Raw genomic sequence first — 26,747 nt, forward strand, 5'->3', positions numbered from 1 at the left:
CCGCGCTGATGCGGGTCTTTTTTTGCCTGCGATATTTATCTACCGCCAAGTGTTCGGTCGAGTTCGCCATCCTGCCCTGATCCGACGCTGCTCACGACAGCGGCCGCCGCCGTCAGACAAGGAAATGGTCATGCCCGAAACTTCAACTCCAAGTGCTGTGGATGTACTGACTCAACTGGTGACAGGCCCTTCGCTCACCGAAGTCGCCGCGCATGCCTTGCGTCCCGCGCTCGCTACGCTTTACCCGCACCTGAAAATCGACCCGGCGCGGGCCATGGTTGCGACACCGACCTGGTTGACCGACGGAGAAACGGTCAAGGCTGGTCCCTGCCGATTCGAATCCCTCACCGATGCACTGGTTCGCCTCGCGCTCTCTGGCACCGCAGCGACCTGCATCGATGGCGAACACTTTCTCACCGAACAACCCGGCGTCGAACCGGTCACCCAGCTTCCGGTAAAGATCGAAGCGATCGCAGCCCGGCTCAACGAACTCGCCCCGCTGCTGTTCATCGCCTATCAGGAACAGCAGCTCGACTACTGGAACGAAACCACCGCGCCCGACCAGCCGCGCTGGCATCAGCTTTCGCACACCTTGCAGCAGCTGTGGAACGTCAGCGCTAACAACGGCTGGGATGAGGATCAACGGGCCATGGCGCACGCTGTGTTCGGGCAACCCGATAAATTACTGCGGCTGGCCACCGACAAGTACAAGACCCGCGTCTGCCTGATCGACCTTGATGACACGGCACACAAGCATCTCAACGTTCTGGACGCCGCTGTACTGGTGGGCACGCTCGGCAAGCGCACATTGATTCTCATGCACTCACTGACGAAAGGATTTCAACGCTTCGATACGTTCGAGGCGCTGGGACAAACGCTGCAATCACTGGTGAAAAACGCTGCAAGCAGTCTGAGCTGGCGATTGTTCGAACCCGAGGGCAACTTTTTCGACCACCAGGCTTGCACCCTGATTGCGCTAGAAGCCGAGGCGATAGGCGCGATTGATTTTTTCCAGCGCTCGGACGAGCCGATTTTAACGACACGGCGCGGTGCGCCCGACAACCAGCAAGCTATGAAGGAGCAGCGAACACCTCATTTCTCGCGGTTGCAACATTCAATTCCGCAGTGGCTTGAAGACGCCACCCCCGCCGACCAAAACCGTTACAGCCGACACCTGCTGAACCTGGCGGTCGTGCAGCAGCAAAACGCTGGCAAAACCTTTCAAAGCGAGCTGCCCGGTATCAAAAAATTCACTCGGGATGAGCTGGAGAAACAAATAAAACAGACACCTGCCCAGACAGAACATGTCGATTTGAAAGACGTGGAGATCACCGTCACCAGCGTCGAAGTCTGGGGCACTTTTGTGCCGCCGGGGCACGTAGACACTCAGACGCTGTCGCTTGTCGACCTTGCACTTGAGAATCTGGGCGCCCTGGCACTGGGAAATAAATCGGTGCGCCACCGGGACGGCGCTGCGCTGCCGGAATGGATGACCATTGGTTACCTGGAAGAATTGGTGACAACGGTCGACATCGGTGAAGTCTATCCGGCCTTGCTGCAAAACAGGCTAATCGACGACACCTCCCAGGCCTCTCGTTTGCAGCAGCTCTTCACCCAGCAGTTGCCGCTCGAGCTGCCGTTGCTGGCCCTGCAATACAAAATCCGCGGCGAAGGAGGCCTGACTGAGCAAGGTTACCGCTACGTCGTCGCGGCGTTGGCAAGCGAGCGGGTGGAACAACAGGTCGACGGCCAACGGATCGTGGTTCGTCCATTGGCCTTCGTCACTGGCGACTCCCCCACCGGGAGCGCCGACGAGGTGGTCAACATGTTTGTGATCGGCCCACAGGATCAAGATAACGGGCCGTGCCTGCTGTACCGTCCGTTGCTTGAACTTGCGCTGTTGCAATACCCGTCGACGGCCAATCTGCTGTATGCCATCAAACACTCAAGGTCACTGCGCCAGTCCGTACTGGCGTGGCTACCCGACAGCGTACGTTTCAATTACTCGCAATACGTTTTTCCAGGCGCGCTGCCTTCGGTGTGGACGGTGCCGCAACTTCTGATCGACCCCACGCTGTCACTGAACCTGCCAGGGCCGGTGACGCTCGGTCATCGCGTGATTGAAAACGATGTGCTGACGACCTTGTTCAAGGCCAATGCCGAGGCACTGATCGCTCAAGCGGACAGCCAATCGGTGTCCAATGCCGAGGCGCGATGGGCTTCTCTCAAGCGTGGCGGATGGGCGCTGTTCAGTGTGGCGCTGCCATTTCTGGGTCGCGGAGTGAACACGGCCGCATGGATCTGGCAGATCATGGACGACCTGCAGGACCTCGCAGAGGCCGCTGAGCAGCAGCAAAAACCTCTGGCCTGGGCGGCCCTGGCGGATCTCTTTTTGACGCTGGGCATGGTGCTCGCCCACCGAGCGGCCACTCGTAAAAAACCTCAAGGAACGGCGTTGGCCATCGACACGGAAAAAGCGCCCGCAGCGACGGAAGAAGTGAAGATAGCTAGCATCAGCGCGACCCGGTTGGCAGACATCCCGGATCATGAGCTGCCGAGCAGCCATGAACTGTCGTTGCACGATCTCGGCGCAGTGGATCGATCCCGACCAGGCCTGGGCACCGTGCTCGACAGCCTGAAAATCACGAAGCCAGAAACAAACGCCAAACCGGCAACCGAGGGCCCCTATAGGCACCTCACTGCCAGCGGCCAAAAATGGTACGCCGGCGTAGCAGAGCGCTGGTTCGAAGTCGAACTCAACGACAACGACGATGTGCAAATCATCGATTCTCGCCAGCGACCGCCGCGCAAGGGGCCGTTACTGATCAGCAACCAGCGCGGCGAATGGTTTGTCGACCTGCGCTTGCGACTGCGCGGCGGCGGCCTGAGGAGCCGGCGCAAACAACTGCAACAACAGAATCACGAGCAACTGCGCAAAAAAAAAGAAGACATCACCGCCTTTGACGCTGGCCTGACCGCCAAGCGATTGCAGCTGGTCGAAGTCCGTCGTGCCATGCTGGAGGCAACGCCTGAAACGGCCGACAGTGCGCGCCAGCACTTCCTCGACACCCTTGATACGCAGATCGGTGAATACACCACCCACATTCAAGAACTGAAAGCGCTGAACATTCTGGAAGCCGTCCCCAATTACCGGACTGCAATGTTGGACCGGATATCCCTGCAACTGTTCCTCATGCAGTCCTGGCTGAGCGAATGCGACACCACGTTCCGCGATAGCCTGCGTGTCACCCTCGAACTGCTCGACGGGACAAACAGCGAATCCACGAGCAACCGTTCCGAGCCTTTTGAAACGATGACCGAGTTGACGCAGAGGGTGATCGACAAAGTCGAATTCGCGCAGACCCGTTTCGCAGAACTCAGCCTGCTGGGCAAAGAGGCCGCCGAGGTCACGCGTCAATACAAAGCCAGACTTCCACCTTTTTCGCTGGATCATCTGAAGATGCTGCAGATCACGTTAGGGCGCAAACTCTGTCTCAAGGGCGCCTCGGGTGCCGCTCGGGAAGAAGCTCAAGTCGCACTGGAAAGCCTGGTCGAAGATGCCGCACTTAACATTCAAAGCGCTTTGGATCTGAGCACGGATGAAAGTTTGAACAATCTGGGTGAACGGACAGACGCGCTGAACAACCTGGTCGAACAGTTCGCAATCATCGACCAGCGTTTTCTCGATTTCGCCGCCGAGTTTGCGGAGCATCAGGTACCCGACCGTCTCGAAAAAGTGCAGAAACGTGTCGCGGAATTTGGCCAACGCACTGCGCAACACTTATCGGATCTATTGCGCGAACAACGACACCTTGAGCCGGTCGCCGGCCCATCGAAACCCGTTGCCTCGACGGCAAAAAAAATCATCATCAAGACCCGTTTCAAAGGCACGCTCGTGGGTCAGCGACGCCAAAGCGCAAAGGGCAAAGACAGCCATCTGGTCGATGTGGTGGCGCCGCTGACGGGAAAGGTGATTGCCACTTTTCATGAGAAAACGCCAGGCGTCTGGCTGGAACGCGTCTCGGAAAAGAACACCCCGTCACCCAAAGCAAAGCCCGATCTGGCTAAAAGCGTGCTCGATGGCAAGGCATTGCTGGAACAATTACCGGCATTTAAACAGCGCACCCAGGCACACCTCAATCGGGCGCAGCGCAATCCAACGGAAACCGAGGAGGTCTATTACCTGCATGCCGATCATCTACGTAACGTCATGGACAGGATTGATCAGGCGCTCACGGCGGGTAATAGCTCCACGACTGAAACGGCCACCGCCACGTTGCGTCAGCAGCTCGATACCGAAGCGACAGCTCTCTACGCCACGGGTCGCGTCACCCGCATCGCGATGACCAAGCAACAGGCCCCCACGGCGGCGCGAGTTGAATGGCTGCACGAGAAGGGTGAATTGCGCATTGCCAAGACTGCCGAGCGACGCCGGCTGAAAGGCCCGCGCAGAGACTATTTGCAGGAGTACGAAATACTCGACAAGAAAACCAACAAGGTTCTGTGGTACGCGCACTTTCACTACGCCAATCCCACAGATCCTCTGCCTTCATTCACCGCCGCGCACCTGAAAACTGCCGATCAGCGACGTCTCGGCGGTGCTTACGATTGGCGCGAAAACCACAGCAACCACGAGCTGATTGCCATCCACCGCAGCGCCATCAGCCGCTCGCAGGCCGCCGCGCTGTTCTTCTCCTGAGCCATCTTTGACTCACAAGCCCGTCGAGCGCGGGCTTCTTTTCAACCCCTATATATCTACCACCTGACCCGGAGGGTGCGCGGGTACTTTCGATTGCAGACGGCAGTCTGCCGTCACGCCCATCCCCAACCGGTGACGATTTCATGAGCAAAACAACCCGAACGAACACCGCCCCACTGCTGTTAAACAAAAGCCGTCTGGTGGAGCAAACCAGCGGTGGTCCGACCCTGCATGGCGCCGCTGCGCATTTACTGCGCAAGGCCTTGTTAAAAATCTTTCCCGAGCAACAGATCGATCCCGACAAAGCCGTGTTGATGTCCCCGATATGGCATGAGCAGGGCGAGGAAATCGTCACCCGCAGCAGCCGTTTCGAATCACTGACGCACGCACTGGTGCGTATGGCCTTTACTCCAGCAACCGCCAACTACATCGAAAGTGAACACTTTCTGACCTTCACACCTCATGCCGCCGATCCGATCCATCTGCCGGTCAGCATGGACGCCATCACTACCTTGCTAAACGAGTACGCACCGTTGCTGTTCATTGGCTTCGAACAAAGCCAGCTGGACTATTGGAATGAAATCACGGAAAACTTGCCGCGCTGGCAGGTGTTGTCCGACACCCTGAAAGTGGCGCCCGATGTTCAGTCGGTCACTGGATGGGACTCGGATGAGTGCAGCCTCGGGCGACTCGTCTCGCAATACCCCGACAAGCTATTGCGCCCGGCTTCCGGCAACGGGCTGTCGAACGTGCGCGCCTGCTTGCTTGATCTCGATCTCGCCGTCGAATCGGCAGAGGACGACAACACCCGGCATCTGATGATCGGCGGCGCCCTGGTGCTGACCGCCACTTCGGGCAGCCGTAAGCTGATCACGATGTACACCATCGTCGACGGCTACGAATCGTTCAGCTCAATGGAGCAACTGGGCACCAGCCTTCCCGCACGGATCGGCATCGATTTGAGCGGCCAGAGCCTGAAGTGGCGACTCTACGAACCTGAAGGCAACATTTTTGATGCCATGGTTTGGGCATTGGTGGGGTGTCAGATCGACTCCATTGATGCTCTCGATCCAGCCAGTCGCTCGCCCTTGGCCGGGTTTACCTCCCGACAGGACGAAAGCAGCACGATCAGCACCGGGGAAAAGGCGCATATCGAACAGCTGGAAAGCTCAATTCCCTCGTGGCTATCAACGGGCTCACTTGACGATATCCAAGCCTACGGCGGGTACTTGACCGAGCTTGGAAACCTCAGAGACGAGACCGGCAATGACGCTTTTGACGCCAACGATATTCCTCTGATTCAAACCTATGCCCAGCAGCGCATGCGTGACGCCATCGTTGTCGACAAAACTGATACAGATGCCGTGAGCCTGCGCCTTGATGACGTTCGGATCACCGTCACCCATAGCTTCGAAGCCGGCGGTTTCACCCTGCCCGACCCGCGCAACGTCAGCGTCGAAACCCTGGGCGAATTCGCCCTGCAAAACACCCGCCCCTATAGCGCGACGGTGGCCTATGCCGATGGCACAGCCGTGCCAGAGTGGATGACGGTTACGTTCCTATTGCGCCTGGCCAACGCGATCAACGTCGGCGAAACCTATCCGCAGCTGATCAAACGCACACTCATTGATGACCCGGTGCAGGCTCGCCGTTACAAAGTCCGCTACTGTCGTCAGCTGCCGTTACTCCTGCCCATGTTGGCGCTGGAGTGCAAACTCAAGCACCAAGGTGAAGTCGATGAGGTGGGTTACCGTCAGGTCTGCCAACTGATGGAGTCGATCAAAAACGACTCACCCTTCACCGAGTGGCCGGTGCAAATCCGCCCGCTGGCGTTCATGCCCCGCTACCGTCTAGGCAACACGCCCGACACCGTCGCGAACATGTACATCATCGAGCCGCGCAAAGGCTTGAGCGGCCCGTGCCTGCTTTATCGACCCTTGCTGGATCAACCGCTGCACCAGTTTCCTTCCAAGCAAAACATGCTGTACGCGTTTTATCAGTCGGGCGAAATGCGCGATTCGATACTGGCCTGGCTGGCTACCCGCGCGTTGAGTTTCGAGTACGCCCAGTATGTGTTTTCCAGCGGCATTCCCTCGTCCTGGACCATTTCCGAACTGGCCTTCGAGCCGTTTATTCACCTGGACCTGACCGCCTCGGTTGAACTGGCAAACACACCTCTGAGCGGCGACGTTCTCACGACCCTCTATACCCAAAATAGCCAAGCCATGGCCGAGCTCGCCGATCGCCAATCGACTTCCAATGGCGAGCGTCGCTGGGCGCTGCTGGCGGACAGTGGCTGGGCGACTTTCTCGGTGGCGGCCAACTTTCTCAGCGGCCCGGCGGGTACCGCGGTCTGGGTCTGGCAAAGCATTGGTCAGATCCAGCAGGCACTGGACGCCGCTGAGCGAGGCGACACGATCGTGGAATGGTCCTCGATCGGCGACGTGCTGTTGACCTTGGGCATTCTTCTCTCGCAACGCGTCGCGACACGGCGAATTCGGCTATCAAGTCCCCTTGATGAGGTCTCTGCGCCGAAACGCGTGCCCATGGACGAACCTCAACTCATTACCTCCTCCGCTCAAGCTGTGATAGTTACGCATGACGCGACCCCGCTAAGCGCTGAACTGCCCGAGGCTCATCTCTGCGCCCTGGCGCCCGCCGGGCCGACCCGTAGCAGTGCAGAAGCCCAATTTTTACAAAAGATCGATCAACTGAAAGTATCGGCTCCGCACCTGCCCAACGGAACACGACCCAATGCCGACCATCTCTATGAGCACGAGGGGAAGCTGTACGCTCAGGTGGGTGTGCGATGGTTTCAGGTCAGCGCCGACGCGGACGAACCGGTGCTCGTTCTCGATCCGAACAATCCCGCCTACCCCGGATTTTGCGTGAAGTACGACGAAAAGGCAGGTAGCTGGCACTGGGATCTCAAGCTTCGGTTACGCGGCGGCGGCCCAACCCGCCGGATCGAAGCGATGCGGCGAGAAAAGATCAAAAAAAAGGACGATGCGTGGGCCGCATTGCATCGGTTCATCGAACAGGAAGCCATTCGAAAGGCCAGCGTGGATGAGGTCTTGAACCCCTTGGAAAGCAGCGACGTATCGTCCGACGAAACGATAGCCAGTTACATCTCCAGGTCCGATGAGGTGGCGAACGGATATGGCCAGGCGCTGGAAGCCCTCGAAACGTGGCGTGAGGCGGGCGGCGCTGGCGTGTTTTATCAGTCTCAGCTAATGCGTTTCACCATTGAACAACATCGCTACCTGAACGGCTGGATGCGAATGAAGTTGCGTGAATACGTGAAAATCATCGCGCCCCAGTTCAGCCAGACGGAACCTTCAACGACGAGATCCCGTGCCGCGCAAATGGAGGCGGCACAGAAGGCCATCGCCGTGAGCGATGAATTGATCGACCGTCTCGGCCGCATGCGCGCCTCACTGGACCGGTTGATGAACCACACCGGCATCACGCGCAAGGTGGCTGGCGATCTGAAAAAGATGCTGCCCGCAATGTCCCAGTACGACCTGAAGGCCAATGAAATCGGCATATCCACGGAGCTTTGCCTGCGTGAGGCGTCGGACAGTGACATGAGTCAGGCACGTCAATCGGTCGTCGATATTTTCGACAATGCGGCCGACGCGGGCCACAGCCTGGTCGAGCGGCGCAGTACCGCACAGCCTTCGCACATCCAGACACTCGATGTCGAGCAACTCACCGTGCTGGTAGACCGTCTGGCAGAAGCCGAGCGGCGTCTGGAGGAGTTGTCTGTCAGCTTGCTCGATCAGCTGGAACCCGTCCGCTTCGAGCGCGTTCGGACGTTGGTTGCCGAATTCCATCAACTGGCGCGCAGCCGTCTGCTCACATTGCTTCCGGAAGCGGAAGAAATACCGGTGGCCCAGATGGCGAGACTTGAGCCGGTGCCCTCTACTTCAAGCGCCATCGGCAAAGTGAGCAAATCACGGCCACGGGTCGTCGAGGCGCAAAAAAAACCGTCTACCGAAACACCGCAGACGGGCGATGACGTTCCCATTATCAAGACGGCTAACAGACGCCCGGTGCAACCGGCGGCGCTAAACGATCAAGACATCATCGGCAACGGGCTGTCTCTGAGTGTCGAACTTGATGCGTTCATTGAACGAATCCGCGCCGATGCGCAACGCCCCTCCCGCGTTCCGGCAGACATGAAAGACCTGCTCGACCAGCAGGCGACCCGACTCGATCAAGCGGCTGATGACGTTGCGCTAATACTGGCTCGCAGAGCCGCCGACTTCCCCGTGGGGAGCCTGAGTGCAGATTTGCGTACGGGGGCCGCAAAAGCCCGGCGCGAAGGGGTGAGCGTCTACGGCGCGATGCTCATCAAACGAAGGCCCCGCGAAACTTACCTGAAATGGCTCATGGAGCACGATCAGGTATCAATCATCAAAGACGCACGCGGTCGTATCAAGACCAAACAGCGCAAAGACTACTTTCAGGAGTACGGCATTTTCGACAAGACACGCCAAAACAAAGCGTTGTGGGTCGCGCATTTCCATTACAACGAACTGACCGATCCGGATGAACGATTCACCGCCGCACATCTCAAGTTCGCCGAAGGCTATTTGAAAGAACTCCCGGCCAAGACCCGTCAGGAACTCGATGTCTTCGATGCGCTGGACAATGCGCTGCGCCGAATTGTCAATCCGACCGTCCGGGATCTGTTTTTGAAACCCGAGCCGAACGTGTCATCTGAGGCGTAAACACCGCTACGGGATCAGTCGCACCAGACGTCGCGCAACCGTGCCAGAGCCGCTTCGATCGCCGACTCTGGCACGGCGGCAAAGCCCAGTACCAGCCCGGCTCGCGAATCCAGCAGTGTCTGCGAATCGGGCAACCAGTAACGACTCAAACCATTGACCTCGACGCCCACGCTTTCGGCTTGTTCAATCAATTCGCGTTCGCGCGCCACGCTGCTCACCGGAACGGTCAAGTGCAATCCGGCCACCACATTGGGCAGATCGCCAACGCCCTCGATGTGTATTGGCCAACGGGCCAACAGACAATTGCGTCGACTCAAGGCGGCACGGCGCATACGTCGGATATGTCGCTGAAAATGCCCGGCAGCCATGAACTCGGCCATTACAGCTTGGGTACTGACTTCGGAATGCCGGACATCGACTGCGCGCCGCTGAGAGAAAGCGTTCACAAGCGCCGGCGGCAGGACCAGGTAACCCAGTCTTAGCGCTGGAAATGCAATCTTGCCAAACGTTCCGACATACAGCACCCGCCCCTGGCGATCCAGCGCAGCCAACGGCGCCAGCGGAGCGCCGCTGTAACGGTATTCGCCATCGTAATCATCCTCGACGATCCAGCCCTGGGTGCGTTCGGCCCAGGCCAGCAACTCCAGGCGTCGCGCCAGACTCATCACCACCCCGGTCGGGTATTGATGCGACGGTGTGACATACGCCAATCGGCAATCGGTAAGCCCGTTCAATTCGGTGCAGTCGATACCCTCGCTGTCCACCGCCACCCCGTGCAATCGCGCACCCGCCACGGCGAACGCATGACCCGCCGCCCGATACCCCGGATTTTCAATCGCCACACCATCGCCCGGCTCGACCAGCAGCTGTGCACAAAGGCTAATCCCCTGCTGTGCGCCACTGGTGATCACTATTTGCTCAGCCGAGCACTGCATGCCCCGCGAACTGCGCAAATACGCGGCAATGAGTCCGCGCAGACGCTCATCGCCCGCCGGATCGCCGTAGCACAACTGTTGCAAGTCCGGTTTACGCCAGAAAGCCGCATTCAGCTTGGCCCAGACGTCGAAAGGAAACAGATCAAACGCCGGAACACCCACCCGAAATGCGCGAGGTGGACCACTCGGCGGCAGGGCCAAATGGTTCTTTTCAACGCGTCCCAGCGCACCGCTGTGGATAACTTTGCTGGATGAAACCACAGGTAAATCCAGCCCATTTGTGGATAAGGCTGTGGGTAACCGTGTTGACAACCCTGTGGATACTTTTGTGGATAGTTTTTTTGCCGGGACCGCGGTTTGCGGTAACTGTGCGACATAAGTCCCATCACCAACACGCCCTTCAATAAAGCCCTCGGCGTAGAGTTGATCATAGGCACGGACCACGCTGTTTCGGGAAATTGACAATGCCGCCGCCAGATCGCGACTGGCGGGTAATCGCGTACCGCTGGCCAGTCTTCCGTCAAGCACTCGTACTCGTAGCGCTTGATAGAGCTGACGACTCAAACCCTGGCGGCGATCGAGCTCGATACCCGCGGGGTTGAATAACAAGGACAGCGGCTCGCTGGTCATGGCAATGGACCTATGAAATTGATCGTTAATGGCTCTTACAACAGACCAATAGCCTGCCTAGGATGCAAGTATTCGCCAAGGAAAATCTCCATGTACAACCCAAGCAGCTTTGCCATAGATGATTTGCATGAACTGCACCAACAGATACTTGGCACCCGCCTCGCTGTGTTGGTCACACACGGGGAAGAAGGTCTGCAAGCCAGCCATTTGCCGGTGCTGTTGAGTTCAGACCAGGGCCCGAATGGCACCCTTTACGGACACTTCGCCAAGGCCAATCCGCAATGGAAGGCATTGCAGAACGGCGCCGAAGCCCTGGTGATTTTTGCCGGTGCCGACGCTTACGTCAGCCCAGGGTTTTACCCGAGCAAAGCCGAGCACGGCAAAGTCGTGCCGACCTGGAACTATGTCGCCGTGCACGCGTATGGCACGACCGAAGTGTTCACTGACGCCGATCGCCTGCGCAATCTGGTCAGCGCCCTGACTGATCGTCATGAAGCGGGTCGCGCCAGTCCATGGAAAGTCGCCGATGCCCCCGCCGACTACATTGATGGGATGCTCAAGGCCATCGTCGGTTTTGCCATGCCGATCCAGCGTCTGGAAGGCAAGCGCAAGCTCAGTCAGAACCGCAACGCTGCAGACATCGCCGGTGTGCGCGAGGGGCTTGCCGCCAGCCCTGATGTGCACGACCAGGCCCTCGCCCATTTGATGCGTTAAGGAACGAAGATGAGTCAGATCGACATCCGCCAGGTCACCGCCGACGACCACGCCGCCTGGTTGCCTTTGTGGCAAGCGTACCTGCGCTTCTACAACACCGAACTGCCTGAGGCCGTCACCCAAAGCACTTGGCAGCGCATGCTCGACCCGAGCGAGCCGACCCATGCCGCGCTCGCCTGGGCCGACGGCAAAGCGCTGGGCATGGTGCACTTCATCTACCATCGTTCGAACTGGAGCATCGAAAACGCCTGCTACCTGCAAGACTTGCTGGTAGTGCCGCAAACTCGCGGCACCGGCGTCGGCCGACAGCTGATCGAATTCGTCTACGCCACCGCCAAAGAGGACGGTTGCTGCAAGGTCCACTGGCTGACCCACGAAACCAACGCCACTGCGATTCAGCTCTATGCGCGCATCGCCGAACGCCCCGGTTTCATCCAGTTTCGCAAAACCCTTTAAGGTTCAAGGAGAACAACATGTCGACTTCACTCGCCGACTGGAAAGGCGTCCTGGCACCGTCGGTTCAAGCCATCGAAGGGCGCTTCATCCGCCTGGAGAAACTTGACCCGGCGCGTCATGGCGACGGTTTGTGGAAGGCCCTGCAAGGCCCGGGTTCCGACCCGAAACTCTGGGACTATTTGCCTTACGGTCCTTTCCCGGAGCGCAGCGCGTTCAACGCTTGGCTGAACAATCATGCGGCCAATAGCGACCCGTATTTCTTCAGCGTGATCGACCGTGCCAGCGGCGATGTGCAGGGCATCCTCAGTTTGATGTCGATTGTCCCTTCACAAGGTCGGATCGAGATCGGCCATGTCACGTTCGGTGCGCCGATGCAGCGCTCGCCGAAAAGCACCGAGGCGGTTTATCTGCTCGCCAAAGAGTCGTTTGCCTTGGGTTACCGGCGTCTGGAGTGGAAGTGCAACAACGGCAACGCCCGCTCCAAGTACGCAGCCGAACGACTGGGGTTCAGTTTTGAAGGCGTGTTCCGCCAGCACATGGTGGTCAAGGGTCAGAACCGGGATACGGCGTGGTATTCGATTCTGGATTCGGAATGGCCGGCGAATGGGGCGGGGTTTGAGCGCTGGCTGTCCGATGAGAACCAGACGGATTCGGGGCAGGTGAAAACGTTGGTGGAGTGCCGCGGGTAAATCTTCGGCGCCTGGACTGACGCCCTCGCGCCCTGAGCCTTTCCGTCAACGCGCTTTTGCCAATCTGCCGCTCGACGGCGGCAGCGGTGATTGGGAGCGACAGCCGCATCCATGGGCTGATTGGGCAGTGGCAGATGAGTTTCTGAGTTTTCGCCAACGGACGCGTCCGGGATCGCTGTAAGGAAAGACGTCTGATGGCCGGGTGAATTCGGCCCCTGCCGAAACCCGTCCATTTTTCGGCTACAGGCGACGTCCCCAAGCCTGTCAAAGCGCCCGGAAACGCCCGGCATCTTCAACCCGGATCAACTTTTAGAGTTTGGCCTCACTTCAAACGAGGCTGAACGCTATGATCGCTCAACATCAGTGCCGACCCCACCACCTCGCCTTGGCGATTGCGCTTGCCCTTGGCTGTACTGACTTTTCGTTCGCCCAGGAGATTTCGACGCAGGCCGATGCGTTGGTGGTCGAAACGGCGGATCCGCCCGTCGATGCGCTTGAAGCCTTCATGAACAACCCCGACACCCGAAAGGCACCGATCACCAAGGCAGCGGAAGGAATTGATCGGACATTCGGTGACGAAAACGACCTGGTCATCGTGTCCGGACGTGGAAGCATCGCCGGGTTCATCGACGGAGGCGCAGGTACCAATTTTCTGCAACTGGATACCGCCAGTGGTGGCAAGTTAGACGATAGTCGTCGCTTCAACGGTTTGGAGATCAAACGCAGCACGTGGACCTCGAACAGTCCCGGCAATTTCGACACCGGCGTATGGGTGCGTCCCAAAGCAACGCTCATAAACGACGGACTGATCAACGGCGAGGCGTTCACTCAGGGAACGCTCGTCAACACCGGCACAATTGGCGCCGGAGTGACGGTGCAATCCGGCGGCACCCTGAATAACTCGGGGATCGTCCTGGGTAACGTCTCTATTGATGAAAAAGGCGTTTTTACCGGCAACGGTACCGTCGGTGCGCTGCAGGTCAGAGGAAAGCTAGCCGTCGATAAAATGCACGGCGCCCCGACGGTCAAGGGTGACTTGACCCTTTCCAACACGGCCGAATTGACCTACGAGGTTGATCCCGACCGTAACAGCGCGACGATAACCGTCGGTGGTACCGCGAGCCTGGGAGGTGCCACGCTCAAGATCGTCACCACAGCGAGCGACTACGCGACACTCAGCGACCAGCGCATTCTTGTCGCCAAGCAAGTCGAAGGAGAATTTGGAAAAGTTGTCAGCAACCTGGCCTTTCTAACGCACAGATTCGATTACCAGAAAGAGCATGTCGACCTGATCTTTACTCGGAATGCCACGCCGTTCGAAAGCGCTGCGAACTCCAGCAGCGGAAAGGAATTAGGCAAAAGCATCATCGATCCGAACGATTTACCCCAGGCACAGGCGCCTGCTGACGATTCTTTTACCCACACCGAAACCCTGCATCCAGCGGTCGATACCGACCCGTCCGCTACGTCAATAACGATCGCAGAAATACCCCCGACAGTGACGCCACCCTCCACCGTCGCGGGTACGCCCGTGTCAACTCGCACAGCAATGGCCAGTCCCGCGCGCACGGTTCCGAAGCTTCGCATACCCATCAATGCCGCGGTCGCCGCCCTGCTGACGGCCGACAAACAAACGGCATCGCGCGCCATCGAGCAATTGGCCGCCAGCAACCACGCCAACCTCGCGAAAGCAACCCTCAATAGCGACAGTCCGATCAGCGCAACCATGCTCTCGGCCATGGGTCAGCTGGACAGCGCCAGCGGCGACAAAAGACCCGGCAATGCCCCTCGCCTCGCCGCCGGCAGTGAAGCCAGTGGCAGGGTCTGGCTGCAGGCGCTAGGCCACGGAGGGACACTGGATCGCGATAACGACGCCCTGAAACATTCGACCCAAGGCCTGGTGCTGGGCGCGGACTGGGGCGGGGATCAGGCATGGCGCATCGGCGTGCTGGGCGGTAAATCCGAAACGCGCCTGGACAGTCGGGGTCTGGATGCCAATCTCGACAGCTGGCACCTGGGCGCCTATGCCCTGCGCCAGAACGGCCCCCTGTCCCTGCGACTCGGGGCGACCTACAGCAATCACGACGGCAACACCAAACGCCGGGTAGCGTTCAACGGTTTCAGCGACCGCCCGGAAGGCCGTTTCGACGCCAACACCCAGCAAGCCTTCGCGCAAGTGGGTTACAACCTGGGCCGTGCCGACGTCAGCATCGAACCGTTCGTCAGCCTTGGCTACCAACGCTATCAGCGCGACGGCTACACCGAAAAAGGAGGCGCCGCAACGTTGAAGGTCCACGGCCAAACCCGGCGCAACGTCAACAGCACGCTCGGCCTGCGACTGGCGATGCTCAATACCCTGGACAACGGCATGCCACTGACGCCGCGATTCAGTGCCGGCTGGAAACATACCTACGGCGAGGTGGAGAGCGACACCCGCCAGCGATTAGTGACGGGCGGGAGGGACTTCACCGTTTCCGGCGCGGCGCTGGACCGTGACAGCCTGCAGGTCGATGCCGGCCTGGACCTTGGGCTGTCGGCCACACACAGCGTAGGGGTCGGCCTCAGCGGCGAAGTCGGCAGTGATAGCCGCAACCACGGCGTCATGGGCCAGTGGCGGATGGCGTTCTGATCACTGACCGAACGCCGCATTCCCCGCTCGCGTTAGCGGAATATCAGCCAACAAACTGGCTGACCAAACGACAGGCGAAAAAAAGGGGAGCACATGCCCCCCCGAGGTTTAAAGCGGTAAATCGAGGCTGTTAACTCAGCCTTCGATCTCGATCAGGATTTCGCCCGGGTTCACCCGGTCGCCCTTGGCCACGTGGATGGCGGTGACTTTGCCGGCGATGGCCGATTGGACTTCGGTTTCCATCTTCATCGCTTCGGTGATCAGCACGGCCTGGCCGGCTTTCACGGTGTCGCCTTCCTTGACCAGCACGTCGACGATGTTGCCCGGCATGGCGGTGCTGACGTGGCCCGGCGCAGTGGCTTGCTTGCGCTTGCTGCTGCCGCCGCTGACGAATTCGTTGAGCGGTTCGAACACCACTTCTTCCGGCATGCCGTCGATAGACAGGTAGAAGTGACGCTTGCCTTCAGCCTTGACGCCGACACCTGTGATGTCGACGCGGTAGGTTTCGCCGTGGACGTCGATGACGAACTCGGTCGGCACGCCTTCGCCACCGGCCGAGGTCACGCCGCCGGCTTCAGGAATCGGCAGCAGCACTTCTGGAGCCAGAGTGCCGGCGGCGCGTTCTTCGAGGAACTTGCGACCGATGTCCGGGAACATGGCGTAGGTCAGCACGTCTTCTTCAGACTTGGCCACCGTGCCGATTTCGGCACGCAGTTTGGCCATTTCCGGCTTGAGCAGGTCGGCCGGACGCACGTCGATCACTTCTTCGCTGCCGATGGCCTGGCGACGCAGTTTTTCGTTCACGATGCCTGGCGCCTTGCCGTAACCGCCCTGCAGGTAAAGCTTCACTTCGTTGGTGATGGTCTTGTAGCGCTCGCCGGCCAGCACGTTGAAGAACGCCTGGGTGCCGACGATCTGCGAGGTCGGGGTCACCAGCGGAGGGAAGCCGAGGTCTTCACGAACGCGCGGGATTTCGGCCAGCACTTCGCTCATGCGGTTCAGGGCGCCTTGCTCTTTCAACTGGTTGGCCAGGTTGGAAATCATCCCGCCCGGCACCTGGTTGACTTGCACGCGGGTATCGACGGCGGTGAACTCGCTTTCGAACTGGTGGTATTTCTTGCGCACGGCGTAGAAGTACAAGCCAATCTCTTGCAGCAGTTCCAGGTTCAGGCCGGTGTCGAACTCGCTCCCTTTAAGGGCGGCAACCATCGACTCAGTACCTGGGTGGCTGGTGCCCGAGGCGAAGCTGGAGATCGCGGTGTCGATGTGATCGGCGCCGTTCTCGATGGCCTTCAGTTGGCACATCGTTGCCATGCCAGCGGTATCGTGCGAGTGAATGAACACGGGCAGCGATTGCTCGGATTTCAACGCCCTGACCAGTTCGCCGGTGGCGTACGGCGTCAGCAGGCCAGCCATGTCCTTGATGGCCACCGAGTCGCAACCCATGGCCTCCATTTGCCGGGCTTGCGCCACGAAGGCTTCGATGGTGTGCACCGGGCTGGTGGTGTACGCGATGGTGCCTTGGGCGTGTTTACCGGCAGCTTTTACTGCTTCGATAGCGACGCGCAGGTTACGCACGTCGTTCATGGCGTCGAAGATGCGAAACACGTCAATGCCGTTGACCGCTGCCTTGGCAACAAAGGCTTTGACCACGTCATCGCTGTAGTGGCGATAGCCCAGCAGGTTCTGGCCACGCAGGAGCATTTGCAGACGCGTGTTAGGCAATGCCGCGCGCAGTTGGCGCAGGCGTTCCCACGGGTCTTCTTTCAGGAAGCGCACGCAGGCGTCGAAGGTCGCGCCGCCCCAGCATTCCAGCGACCAGTAGCCGACTTTGTCGAGCTTGTCGCAGATCGGCAGCATGTCTTCGGTGCGCATGCGGGTCGCGAGCAGCGATTGGTGGGCGTCGCGCAGGATTGTGTCGGTAACGTGGATACGCTTTGTAGGTAAAGAGTTAGTCATTGGAATATTCCTCACAGGCCTGCGTGGGCGGCGATGGCGGCGGCGATGGCCAGGGCCAGCTCTTCGGGTTTGCGCTTGATCGAGTAGTTGGTCAGTTCAGGGTGGCTTTCAACGAAGCTGGTATTGAACTGGCCGCTACGGAATTCCGGGTTACGCAGGATTTCCTGGTAGTACGCGGCGGTGGTCTTGACCCCTTGCAGACGCATGTCGTCCAGGGCGCGCAAGCCACGATCCATCGCCTCTTCCCAGGTCAACGCCCATACCACCAGTTTCAGGCACATGGAGTCGTAGTACGGCGGAATGGTGTAGCCGGTGTAGATCGCCGTGTCGGTACGTACGCCAGGGCCGCCGGGGGCGTAGTAACGGGTGATCTTGCCAAAGCTCGGCAGGAAGTTGTTTTTCGGGTCTTCGGCGTTGATCCGAAATTGCAGCGCGAAACCGCGGTGCTGGATGTCTTCCTGTTTTACCGAAAGCGGCAGGCCGGACGCAATGCGGATCTGCTCACGGACGATGTCGATCCCGGTGATTTCTTCGGTGATGGTGTGTTCCACCTGCACCCGGGTGTTCATTTCCATGAAGTACACCTCGCCCTCGGCGAGCAGGAACTCCACGGTGCCGGCGTTCTCGTAGCCCACGGCCTTGGCTGCGCGAACTGACAGGTCGCCGATGTAGGCGCGCTGTTCCGGGGTCAGCTGCGGGCTCGGGGCGATTTCGATGAGCTTCTGGTTGCGGCGCTGGATCGAGCAATCACGCTCGAACAGGTGCACCACGTTGCCAAAGCTGTCGCCGAGGATCTGCGCTTCGATGTGTTTCGGATTGACGATGCATTTTTCCAGGAACACTTCCGCCGAACCGAAGGCCTTGGTGGCTTCGGAGATCACGCGAGGGAAAGCCTGTTCGAGTTCTTCTCGGCTGTCGCAGCGACGGATACCACGGCCACCACCACCGGAAGTCGCCTTGAGCATCACCGGATAACCGATGCGCTCGCCTTCGATCAAGGCTTCCGCGATGTCCGCTACGTTGCCTTCGGTCCCCGGGGTGACGGGTACGCCCGCCTTGATCATGCTGCGACGGGCTTCAGTCTTGTCGCCCATGCGGCGAATCACTTCAGCCGATGGACCGATGAACTTGATGCCGCGCTCGGCGCAGATGTCCGCCAATTCAGCGTTTTCCGAAAGAAAGCCGTAGCCGGGATGCAAGGCATCACAACCGGTTTCCACCGCCAGATTCACCAGTTTACGCGCGTTCAGGTAACCAGCCAGCGGCTCGGCACCGATGCTGTGGGCCTCATCCGCACGCTTCACATGCAAGGCATGGCGGTCGGCGTCGGAATAGATCGCGACCGAGCGAATGCCCATCTCGGCGCAGGCACGCACGATTCGTACGGCAATCTCACCACGGTTGGCGATCAGGATTTTTTTTATCACTTGGAGGTTCCCTTGAGCCGGTGGTACCCACGACCTGTTAGACCAGGTCGACGCGTGACCAAATGTTTCGATTCAGTCGCAGCCCCACACTAGCCCTCACAAGGGATTAACAAAAATGAATAATAATTGGGTCAGGCATAAGTAAAGACTTATAGTTGACGCATTAGTCTGCAGCGAGAGCGCAAAAAAATGCGTAAGTCATTGATGCGTATGACATTGCGTCAATTACAGATTTTCAATGAAGTCTGTGATTTGAGGTCCTACAGCCGCGCAGCTGAAGAAATGTCTCTCACACAACCTGCCGTGAGCCTACAGATTCGTCAACTTGAGGAGCTGATTGGTCAACCGTTGTTCGATTACGTCGGCAAAAAGCTTTACATGACCGAGGCAGCCGAAGCCCTTCAGCGCGCCAGCCGGGATATTTTCGGACGCCTGGAAAACCTCGACATGCAGCTTTCGGACATGCAGGGATCGCTGCAAGGTCAGCTGAAACTGGCGGTCGAATCGAGCGCCAAGTATTTCGTGCCGCATCTGTTTGCCGCCTTCAAACGCCAGCATCCGGAAGTGAATCTGCACCTGACTGTGGTTAACCGCGGACAAGTGATTCGACGCCTTTCGGACAACCGCGATGATTTGGTGATCATGTCGATGGTGCCTCAAGACATGGGGCTGGAGTTTCTGCCGTTTCTCAACAATCCAATCGTTGCCGTGGCGCCGCCGGATCATCCGCTGTCCCATATGGGGCCGCTGCGCTTGCAGGATCTTGAGCCGTACACCCTGCTACTGCGCGAACCGGGCTCCGGTACGCGGCTGGCTTGCGAGGAGTATTTCAAGGAAAAGCGCGTGCACTTCACGCAGACCCAGGAAGTGGCGTCGGCCGAAGCCCAGCGTGAATGCGTACTGGCGGGTCTGGGCCTGGCGCTGTTGACGCGCCACGCCCTGAACCTTGAGTTGGCGACCGGCGCATTGATTGAATTGCCGGTCGAAGAGCTGCCGCTTTACCGCAGCTGGTGCCTGGTGCAGGCCAAGGCGAAACGGCTGTCGCCGGTGGCGCACGCGTTCCTTGCATTTATTCGCAGCGAGCGGGTGCAGATCAGCGCGCTGGTTGAGCGCTTCGACGGGAAGTTGCCGGTGCGGCCTGCCAGTAATTGAGCTCCAGATCACCAGGAAAATCGCCGATCTCGGCCAGAAGCTGGCGGCGTTCGCAGCGATCCTCGATAGCGCGGCGAAATTCCATGCGGCGCTGGTCTTCCTGCTGACGACGGGTTCTGACAGCGCTGTTGCGTTCTTCGTAGGGCTGGGCCATTTCGAGTCTCCCAAGGCGATTACGGGAGTTACAGGATGGGCGCCAGGGATGACGGTTTGGCGGCGAGTGGGTTACAGGGATGTGAATGTTGCTCTGTGGCGAGGGGATTTATCCCCGTTGGGCTGCGAAGCGGCCCCTAAACCCGCGAGTACGACGCCGCATGCGATAGTTTTGCGACTGCTTCGCAGCCGAACGGGGATAAATCCCCTCGCCACAAGGTCCGTGTCGTCTTGAATCAATCGTCGAGGGCTTTTACTGACTTGGGCGACAGCCGCAAACTGCGAAGGCTGCGCTTGACGCTCTTGAGGTGATTGACCAGGCTCGGCCCGCGCGCCATGGCCACGCCCATCGCCAACACGTCGATCACCACCAGGTGGGCGATCCGCGAGGTCAGCGGCGTATAGATCTCGGTGTCTTCGTGCACATCGATCGCCAGGTTGACGGTCGACAGCTCAGCCAGGGGCGTCTGGCTCGGGCACAAGGTGATCAGCGAAGCGCCGCTTTCGCGCACCAGATTGGCGGTGATCAACAGGTCCTTGGAACGCCCGGACTGGGAAATACAGATCGCCACGTCGGTCGGTTTCAACGTGACCGCCGACATCGCCTGCATGTGCGGATCGGAATACGCCGCCGCCGTCAGCAACAAACGGAAGAACTTGTGCTGGGCATCGGCCGCCACTGCACCCGAAGCACCAAAGCCATAAAACTCGACCCGCTGGGCCTGCGACATGAGCGACACAGCCCGCTGCAACTCCACCGGATCGAGCTTCTCGCGAACCTCCATCAGGGTGTGCAGCGTGGTGTCGAAGATTTTCAGGCTGTAGTCAGCGACCGAATCATCTTCATGGATCGCGAACTGCCCGAAGCTCGCGCCGGCAGCAAGGCTCTGCGCCAGCTTCAGCTTCAAATCCTGGAAACCGGAACAACCGATGGCGCGGCAAAAGCGCACGATGGTCGGTTCACTGATGCCCACGTTGTGGGCCAGGTCGGCCATGGAGCTGTGCATCACTGCCGCAGGATCAAGCAGCACGTGGTCGGCGACCTTGAGCTCCGACTTGCGTAAGAGGTGGCGTGACTGGGCGATGTGTTGCAGCAGGTTCAAAGGGCTGGACTCTTTGTTATTGGCAGGTGCCGGGGATGTAGCGCGCTTGTAGTTATACTACATGAATCGGCTTTTTGCCTGCTCAATGCGTAACTCGATGTCCCCATTCCACGCCACATGCGCTCCATGTAGCCCCTACAAGGGTTTCGCATCCGCACGCAACAGCTCGGCCAGGCCATCGGCCTCGACCGGGCGGCTGATCAAATACCCCTGCACTTCATCGCAGTGCTCGGTTTTCAAAAACTCAAGCTGCTCTGGCCGCTCCACTCCTTCAGCCACCACTTTCAACGACAAGCCGTGCGCCATGGCAATGATCGCCCGGGTGATCGCCGCGTCCTCGCTGCCCTCCCCCAGACCGCGGATAAACGCCTGATCGATCTTCACGTAATCCACCGGGATGCGCTTGAGGTAGCTCAGGGACGAATACCCGGTGCCAAAGTCATCAATCGCCAACTTAACCCCCAAATCACGCAATTGCTGGAAGGTCGCGATGATGTGCTCGACGCTGTCCAACAACTGACTTTCGGTGAGTTCCAACTCGAGGTAGTGCGGCGCCAAGCCGGTTTCTTCCAGCACCTGCCGCACAAGGCTGACCAGCTTGCCCTTGCGCAATTGATGTACCGACAGATTGACCGACACCCGAATCGGCGCAAGCCCCTGACGCTGCCATTCACAGGCTTGCCAGCAGGCCTGACGCAACACGAACTCGCCGATCGGGCCGATCAACCCCGTTTCCTCGGCCAGGCCGATGAAGTCCCCCGGCGGCACGCGGCCCATGGTCGGGTGATCCCAGCGCACCAGCGCCTCGGCGGCATTCAGCCGGCCCGTGGCGAGGCACAGTTTCGGTTGGTAAAACACCATCAACTGCTTCTCTTCGATGGCTTTACGCAGTTGATTTTCCAGCTGCAAGCGCTCCAACGTACTGGCTTGCAGGCTGTCGGTGTAGAACTGGAAGTTATTTCCGCCCAGGTGCTTGGCGTGCTGCATGGCCATATTCGACTGACTGACCAGCGCGGAAATTTCTCGCGCGTTGTCCGGCAACAGGCTGATGCCCATGGACGCGCTAACCACCAGTTCATGGCCATCGACAGTGATCGGCAACCGTAGCTTGGTCGACAGTCGGGTCGCCACCCGCGCCAAACTCGACAGGTTGCCGTAGGCATTGAACAACACGGCAAATTCATCGCCGGATAAGCGAGCGATGGTGTCCGCCTCAGGCAACGCATTGATCAGCCGCCGGGCCATTTTCTGCAAGAGTTGGTCGGCGATTTCATGGCCAAGGCTGTCGTTGAGCAGCTTGAAACGATCCAGATTGATATGCAGCAACGCCAGATTGCGGTGGCCGCCCTGGCGCACCCGCTGATGGGCCTCGCTTAGCCGTTCACGGAACAGTGAACGGTTAGCCAGCCCAGTCAATTCATCGTAATGAGTCAGGTAACGCATGCGCTCTTCGGATTCGCGGCGAGCCGATAGATCGGCGAAGAAGCCCACGATATGACTTACATTTCCCCGAGCATCGCGCACAGAATTGAGTTGCAACCATTGCGGATACACCTCGCCATTCTTGCGGGTTTCTACCAGCTCGCCCTGCCAACTGCCGTGCTGCTCCAGCGCCTGATGAATCGCCGCGTAGTGCCGGCGGGCATCGCGACTGCACGGCAACTCGACCACGTTGCGTCCGATCATGTCTTCAATGTCGTAGCCGGTGACTCGGCTGAAAGCCTGATTGACCGCGATCAGCGCGTAATTCGGATCGAAAATCACGATGCCTTCGCTGGCGGCCTCGAACACCGTCGCGGCCAATTGCCGTTGCTCTTCCAAGCCTTTGCTGACGCTGATGTCGCGACGGGTGCCGACCATGCGGATCACTCGGCCATTTTCCCCGCGCTCAACGGCCCGGCCACGGTCCTCGATCCAGACCCAATGGCCATCGCCGTGGCGCACGCGGTACTCGATTTGGTAGTCCTCGCTGCGGCCCTTCAAATGCTCGACCAGCGCGCGCTTCAGTGACGGCAAATCATCGGGGTGCAGCCGCGGCTTGAGGTGGCGGAGCATCGCCGTCACGAGTTCCGGCTCCAGGCCGAACAGCTCCTGAAGGTGGGTGTGATGGACTTCGTCGGTTTGCAGGTTCCAGTCCCACAAGCCCAACTCACTGGCCTTCAACGCCAGCGCCAGACGCGCTTCACTCTTGCTCAGGGCTTGGTTGGCGGCATCCAGCTCCAGGCTGCGCTGGGCGACGCGGCTTTCCAGCTCGATCTGAATTTGCCGCAGTTCGTCTTCGGCACGACGGCGCTGGTCGATTTCCTGGGCCAGCTTGTGATTGAGCTGGTCACTGCAACGTTGGGCCTGCTGCAAGTGCTCGATCAGTGCCTGATTCTGGAAGCGCCGCAACAGCCCGCGATCGATGAGCCGATTGACCTGCCAGGCAACCACACTCAGCGCGCCCAGTAAAATCAGCCCGAACCAGCCCCATCCCTGACCTTGTTCATCGCCGCCCCAGAACAGATAGCCGATGGCCGGCAACAAACAGGGCAAGGTAAAGGACAGGAACGCCGGCAGGCTGACCGCGTAGGCAACGCTGGCCGAGAGGGTCGCTGCGCCGATCAGGCCGAACACCCAGGCTTGCTGCATGAAATTGTCAGCGGGTACCAAGGCAATGCCGGCGCCGGCCAGGGTCAGGCCGGTCATGGCCGACCCCAGCAAAAACATGCGGCGCCAGATCGGATGGGCCTGACGGTTGGGTATCGCCGAATCGAAGGCTGCGACTTGAATCACCCGCAATGCCACCAGCGACAACAGCCACACCAGCCAGACGCTGACCAGGAAGTAGCGCTGCGGACTCCAAAGCAAGCCAGCGCAGACCAGACCATTGATCAACATGAATAACGTAGGCAGCAACGAACCCTGATAAAGCAGACGCGTGCGTTCGACCGCCATTTCCATGGCGTACTGTTTGCGGATGACCCGGGGCTCCACGACGGGGCCCGACAGGTCGGTGCTGAGGGTTATAGGCAATGTTCTTGTTCTTATAATGATGAGCATGAGCCCGAAACGTCGACGGAGCATACACAAGCAAATGCTCGGACCAAACTGCCTGAGATCATAAAATCGACAAAAAATGCCCCCCTCCTTAGCCGCTGAAAAGGCTTGGAGCGAGCCCCGCCAACGCCTGCAGCCAGTGACCGACCGGTCGTCATCCGTGCTTCTTTCATCGGCTAATGCAAAGCTCGGTTTGCCCGGTGTGACGGCGCACCCTAGAATGCCCCGATGCGCGATGATCTCTCCCTTCTGCTGAACTCCCTCAACGATGCCCAACGCCAGGCCGTAGCTGCCTCCGTGGGTCGTCAGTTGGTCCTGGCCGGTGCTGGATCCGGTAAAACCCGAGTGTTGGTGCACCGTATCGCCTGGTTGATCCAGGTCGAAAACGCCTCGCCCCACTCGATCCTGTCGGTGACCTTCACCAATAAGGCCGCTGCCGAGATGCGTCATCGCATCGAGCAGCTGATGGGTATCAACCCGGCCGGCATGTGGGTCGGTACCTTCCACGGCCTGGCGCACCGCTTGTTGCGGGCGCACTGGCAGGAAGCCGGCCTGAGCCAGACTTTCCAGATTCTCGACAGCGACGACCAGCAACGGCTGGTCAAGCGGGTGATCCGCGAGCTGGGTCTGGACGAGCAACGCTGGCCGGTCCGGCAGGCCCAGTGGTTCATCAACGGGCAAAAAGACGAAGGTCTGCGTCCACAGCACATTCAAGCCAGCGGCGACCTGTTCCTGGCAACCATGCGCAGCATTTATGAAGCCTATGAGGCCGCGTGCCTGCGCGCCGGCGTGATCGACTTCTCCGAACTGCTGCTGCGCGCCCTCGATCTGTGGCGTGATCACCCGGGTCTGCTGGCGCATTATCAAAAGCGCTTCCGGCACATTCTGGTGGACGAGTTCCAGGACACCAACGCCGTGCAGTACGCGTGGCTGCGTTTGCTGGCCAAGGGCGGCGACAGCCTGATGGTGGTCGGCGACGACGACCAGTCGATTTACGGCTGGCGTGGCGCAAAAATCGAGAACATCTATCAGTACTCCGACGACTTCCCGGATGCCGAGACCATTCGTCTGGAGCAGAACTACCGCTCCACCGCTGGCATCCTCAAGGCCGCCAACGCCCTGATCGCCAACAATACCGGACGCATGGGCAAAGAGCTGTGGACCGACGGCGGCGAAGGCGAAGCGATCAACCTGTACGCCGCATTCAACGAGCACGACGAAGCACGCTACGTGGTGGAAACCATCGAAAGTGCGCTGAAAACAGGCTTGGCCCGCAGCGATATCGCGATTTTGTACCGCTCCAACGCCCAATCGCGCGTTCTGGAAGAAGCCCTACTGCGTGAGCGCATTCCGTACCGCATCTATGGTGGTCAGCGCTTCTTCGAACGGGCAGAAATCAAGAACGCCATGGCTTACCTGCGTTTGCTCGAAGGTCGTGGCAACGATGCGGCGCTGGAGCGGGTGATCAACGTTCCGGCCCGTGGCATTGGCGAAAAAACCGTTGAAGCGATTCGCGACCATGCCCGTCACAGCGATGTGTCGATGTGGGAAGCCATGCGCCTGCTGGTGGCCAACAAAGGCCTGACCGGTCGCGCGGCCGGCGCGCTCGGGGCGTTTATCGAGCTGATCGAGAACCTCGCCGCCAAGTGCATGGACATGCCGCTGCACCTGATGACCCAGACCGTCATCGAGCAATCCGGGCTGATTGCCTATCACGAAGCGGAAAAAGGCGAGAAAGGCCAGGCCCGGGTAGAAAACCTTGAGGAACTGGTCAGCGCCGCACGCAACTTCGAAAATGCTGAAGAAGACGAAGACCTGACGCCATTGGCGGCGTTCCTCGGTCACGCGTCGTTGGAGGCCGGGGATACTCAGGCCGACGAGCACGAAGACAGCATTCAGTTAATGACCTTGCACAGCGCCAAGGGCCTGGAATTCCCTTACGTGTTCCTGGTCGGCATGGAAGAAGGCCTGTTCCCGCACAAGATGAGCCTTGAAGAGCCGGGGCGTCTTGAAGAGGAGCGCCGTCTGGCCTACGTCGGCATCACCCGGGCCATGCAGAACCTGGTGATGACCTATGCTGAAACCCGACGCCTGTACGGCAGCGAGACCTACAACAAAGTGTCGCGTTTCGTACGTGAAGTGCCGAAAGGCCTGATCCAGGAAGTGCGGCTGTCCAACAGCGTCAGCCGTCCTTTCGGTGGTGGTCAGCAGCAAAGTTCCAGCAGCCTGTTTGGCGGCAGCGAGATTCCGGACACCGGGTTCAGCCTCGGCCAAGCGGTACGGCATTCGGTGTTCGGCGATGGCGTGATCCTGAATTTCGAAGGTGCCGGTGCTCAGGCTCGGGTGCAGGTGAACTTCGGTGAAGGCAGCAAGTGGCTGATGCTGGGTTACGCGAAGCTGGAAGCGATTTAGGTTCTGATGATCGT

General features: G+C 59.4%; 14 protein-coding genes. 8 read left to right on the forward strand and 6 right to left on the reverse strand.

Annotated elements, in window-relative coordinates; genetic code table 11:
* Positions 1 to 130 precede the first annotated feature (130 nt).
* Positions 131 to 4,699 carry a dermonecrotic toxin domain-containing protein gene (locus tag ACYZTR_RS00540; RefSeq protein ID WP_461975563.1) on the forward strand — a complete coding sequence of 1,523 codons (4,569 nt, stop codon included), beginning with the start codon at positions 131 to 133 and terminating at the stop codon, positions 4,697 to 4,699.
* A 143-nt stretch (positions 4,700 to 4,842) separates the two neighbouring features.
* The gene (locus tag ACYZTR_RS00545) at positions 4,843 to 9,435 is read left to right on the forward strand and encodes a dermonecrotic toxin domain-containing protein (RefSeq protein ID WP_461975565.1); all 4,593 of its coding nucleotides are present in this window, start codon (positions 4,843 to 4,845) and stop codon (positions 9,433 to 9,435) included.
* 14 nt (positions 9,436 to 9,449) lie between these two features.
* Here the strand turns inward: ACYZTR_RS00545 and pdxR are convergent, their stop codons facing one another.
* Positions 9,450 to 11,000: a MocR-like pyridoxine biosynthesis transcription factor PdxR gene (gene pdxR / locus ACYZTR_RS00550; protein ID WP_461975567.1), complete on the reverse strand. Its 1,551-nt coding sequence runs from the start codon at positions 10,998 to 11,000 to the stop codon at positions 9,450 to 9,452.
* Positions 11,001 to 11,090: 90 nt separating this feature from the next.
* Here pdxR and ACYZTR_RS00555 point away from each other — a divergent pair, with 90 nt between their 5' ends.
* The 4 genes from ACYZTR_RS00555 to ACYZTR_RS00570 all read left to right on the forward strand — a co-directional run bounded on the left by ACYZTR_RS00555 (position 11,091) and on the right by ACYZTR_RS00570 (position 15,488).
* Positions 11,091 to 11,714, forward strand: a complete 624-nt coding sequence (locus tag ACYZTR_RS00555; protein WP_461975569.1) for an FMN-binding negative transcriptional regulator — start codon at positions 11,091 to 11,093, stop codon at positions 11,712 to 11,714.
* 9 nt (positions 11,715 to 11,723) lie between these two features.
* The gene (locus ACYZTR_RS00560) at positions 11,724 to 12,170 is read left to right on the forward strand and encodes a GNAT family N-acetyltransferase (protein ID WP_461975571.1); all 447 of its coding nucleotides are present in this window, start codon (positions 11,724 to 11,726) and stop codon (positions 12,168 to 12,170) included.
* Between the two features lie 17 nt (positions 12,171 to 12,187).
* Complete coding sequence (locus ACYZTR_RS00565; RefSeq protein ID WP_461975573.1) at positions 12,188 to 12,859, forward strand: GNAT family N-acetyltransferase; 672 nt, start codon at positions 12,188 to 12,190, stop codon at positions 12,857 to 12,859.
* A 346-nt stretch (positions 12,860 to 13,205) separates the two neighbouring features.
* Positions 13,206 to 15,488 carry an autotransporter outer membrane beta-barrel domain-containing protein gene (locus ACYZTR_RS00570; protein WP_461975575.1) on the forward strand — a complete coding sequence of 761 codons (2,283 nt, stop codon included), beginning with the start codon at positions 13,206 to 13,208 and terminating at the stop codon, positions 15,486 to 15,488.
* Between the two features lie 135 nt (positions 15,489 to 15,623).
* Here ACYZTR_RS00570 and oadA read toward each other — a convergent pair whose 3' ends face one another.
* Both oadA and ACYZTR_RS00580 read right to left on the reverse strand, forming a co-directional pair.
* Positions 15,624 to 17,447, reverse strand: coding sequence for a sodium-extruding oxaloacetate decarboxylase subunit alpha (oadA, locus tag ACYZTR_RS00575; protein ID WP_461975577.1), 1,824 nt, complete (start codon positions 17,445 to 17,447; stop codon positions 15,624 to 15,626).
* 11 nt (positions 17,448 to 17,458) lie between these two features.
* Positions 17,459 to 18,874, reverse strand: coding sequence for an acetyl-CoA carboxylase biotin carboxylase subunit (locus ACYZTR_RS00580; protein ID WP_461975579.1), 1,416 nt, complete (start codon positions 18,872 to 18,874; stop codon positions 17,459 to 17,461).
* Between the two features lie 189 nt (positions 18,875 to 19,063).
* Between ACYZTR_RS00580 and ACYZTR_RS00585 the strand changes: the two genes are divergently transcribed.
* Positions 19,064 to 20,026: a LysR family transcriptional regulator gene (locus ACYZTR_RS00585; protein ID WP_461975581.1), complete on the forward strand. Its 963-nt coding sequence runs from the start codon at positions 19,064 to 19,066 to the stop codon at positions 20,024 to 20,026.
* Here the strand turns inward: ACYZTR_RS00585 and ACYZTR_RS00590 are convergent.
* From ACYZTR_RS00590 to ACYZTR_RS00600, 3 genes are all read right to left on the reverse strand, one after another.
* Entirely contained in the window at positions 19,968 to 20,180 is a 213-nt protein-coding gene (locus ACYZTR_RS00590; protein WP_282376361.1) for a PA3496 family putative envelope integrity protein, read from the reverse strand. The genes ACYZTR_RS00585 and ACYZTR_RS00590 overlap by 59 nt on opposite strands.
* Positions 20,181 to 20,415: 235 nt before the next feature.
* Entirely contained in the window at positions 20,416 to 21,282 is an 867-nt protein-coding gene (gene hexR / locus ACYZTR_RS00595; RefSeq protein ID WP_008156648.1) for a transcriptional regulator HexR, read from the reverse strand.
* Positions 21,283 to 21,417: 135 nt separating this feature from the next.
* Positions 21,418 to 24,291: an EAL domain-containing protein gene (locus ACYZTR_RS00600; protein WP_461979911.1), complete on the reverse strand. Its 2,874-nt coding sequence runs from the start codon at positions 24,289 to 24,291 to the stop codon at positions 21,418 to 21,420.
* Between the two features lie 258 nt (positions 24,292 to 24,549).
* Here ACYZTR_RS00600 and uvrD point away from each other — a divergent pair, with 258 nt between their 5' ends.
* Positions 24,550 to 26,733 carry a DNA helicase II gene (gene uvrD / locus ACYZTR_RS00605; RefSeq protein WP_461975583.1) on the forward strand — a complete coding sequence of 728 codons (2,184 nt, stop codon included), beginning with the start codon at positions 24,550 to 24,552 and terminating at the stop codon, positions 26,731 to 26,733.
* Positions 26,734 to 26,747 lie beyond the last annotated feature (14 nt).

Source organism: Pseudomonas sp. Hz4, assembly GCF_054898165.1.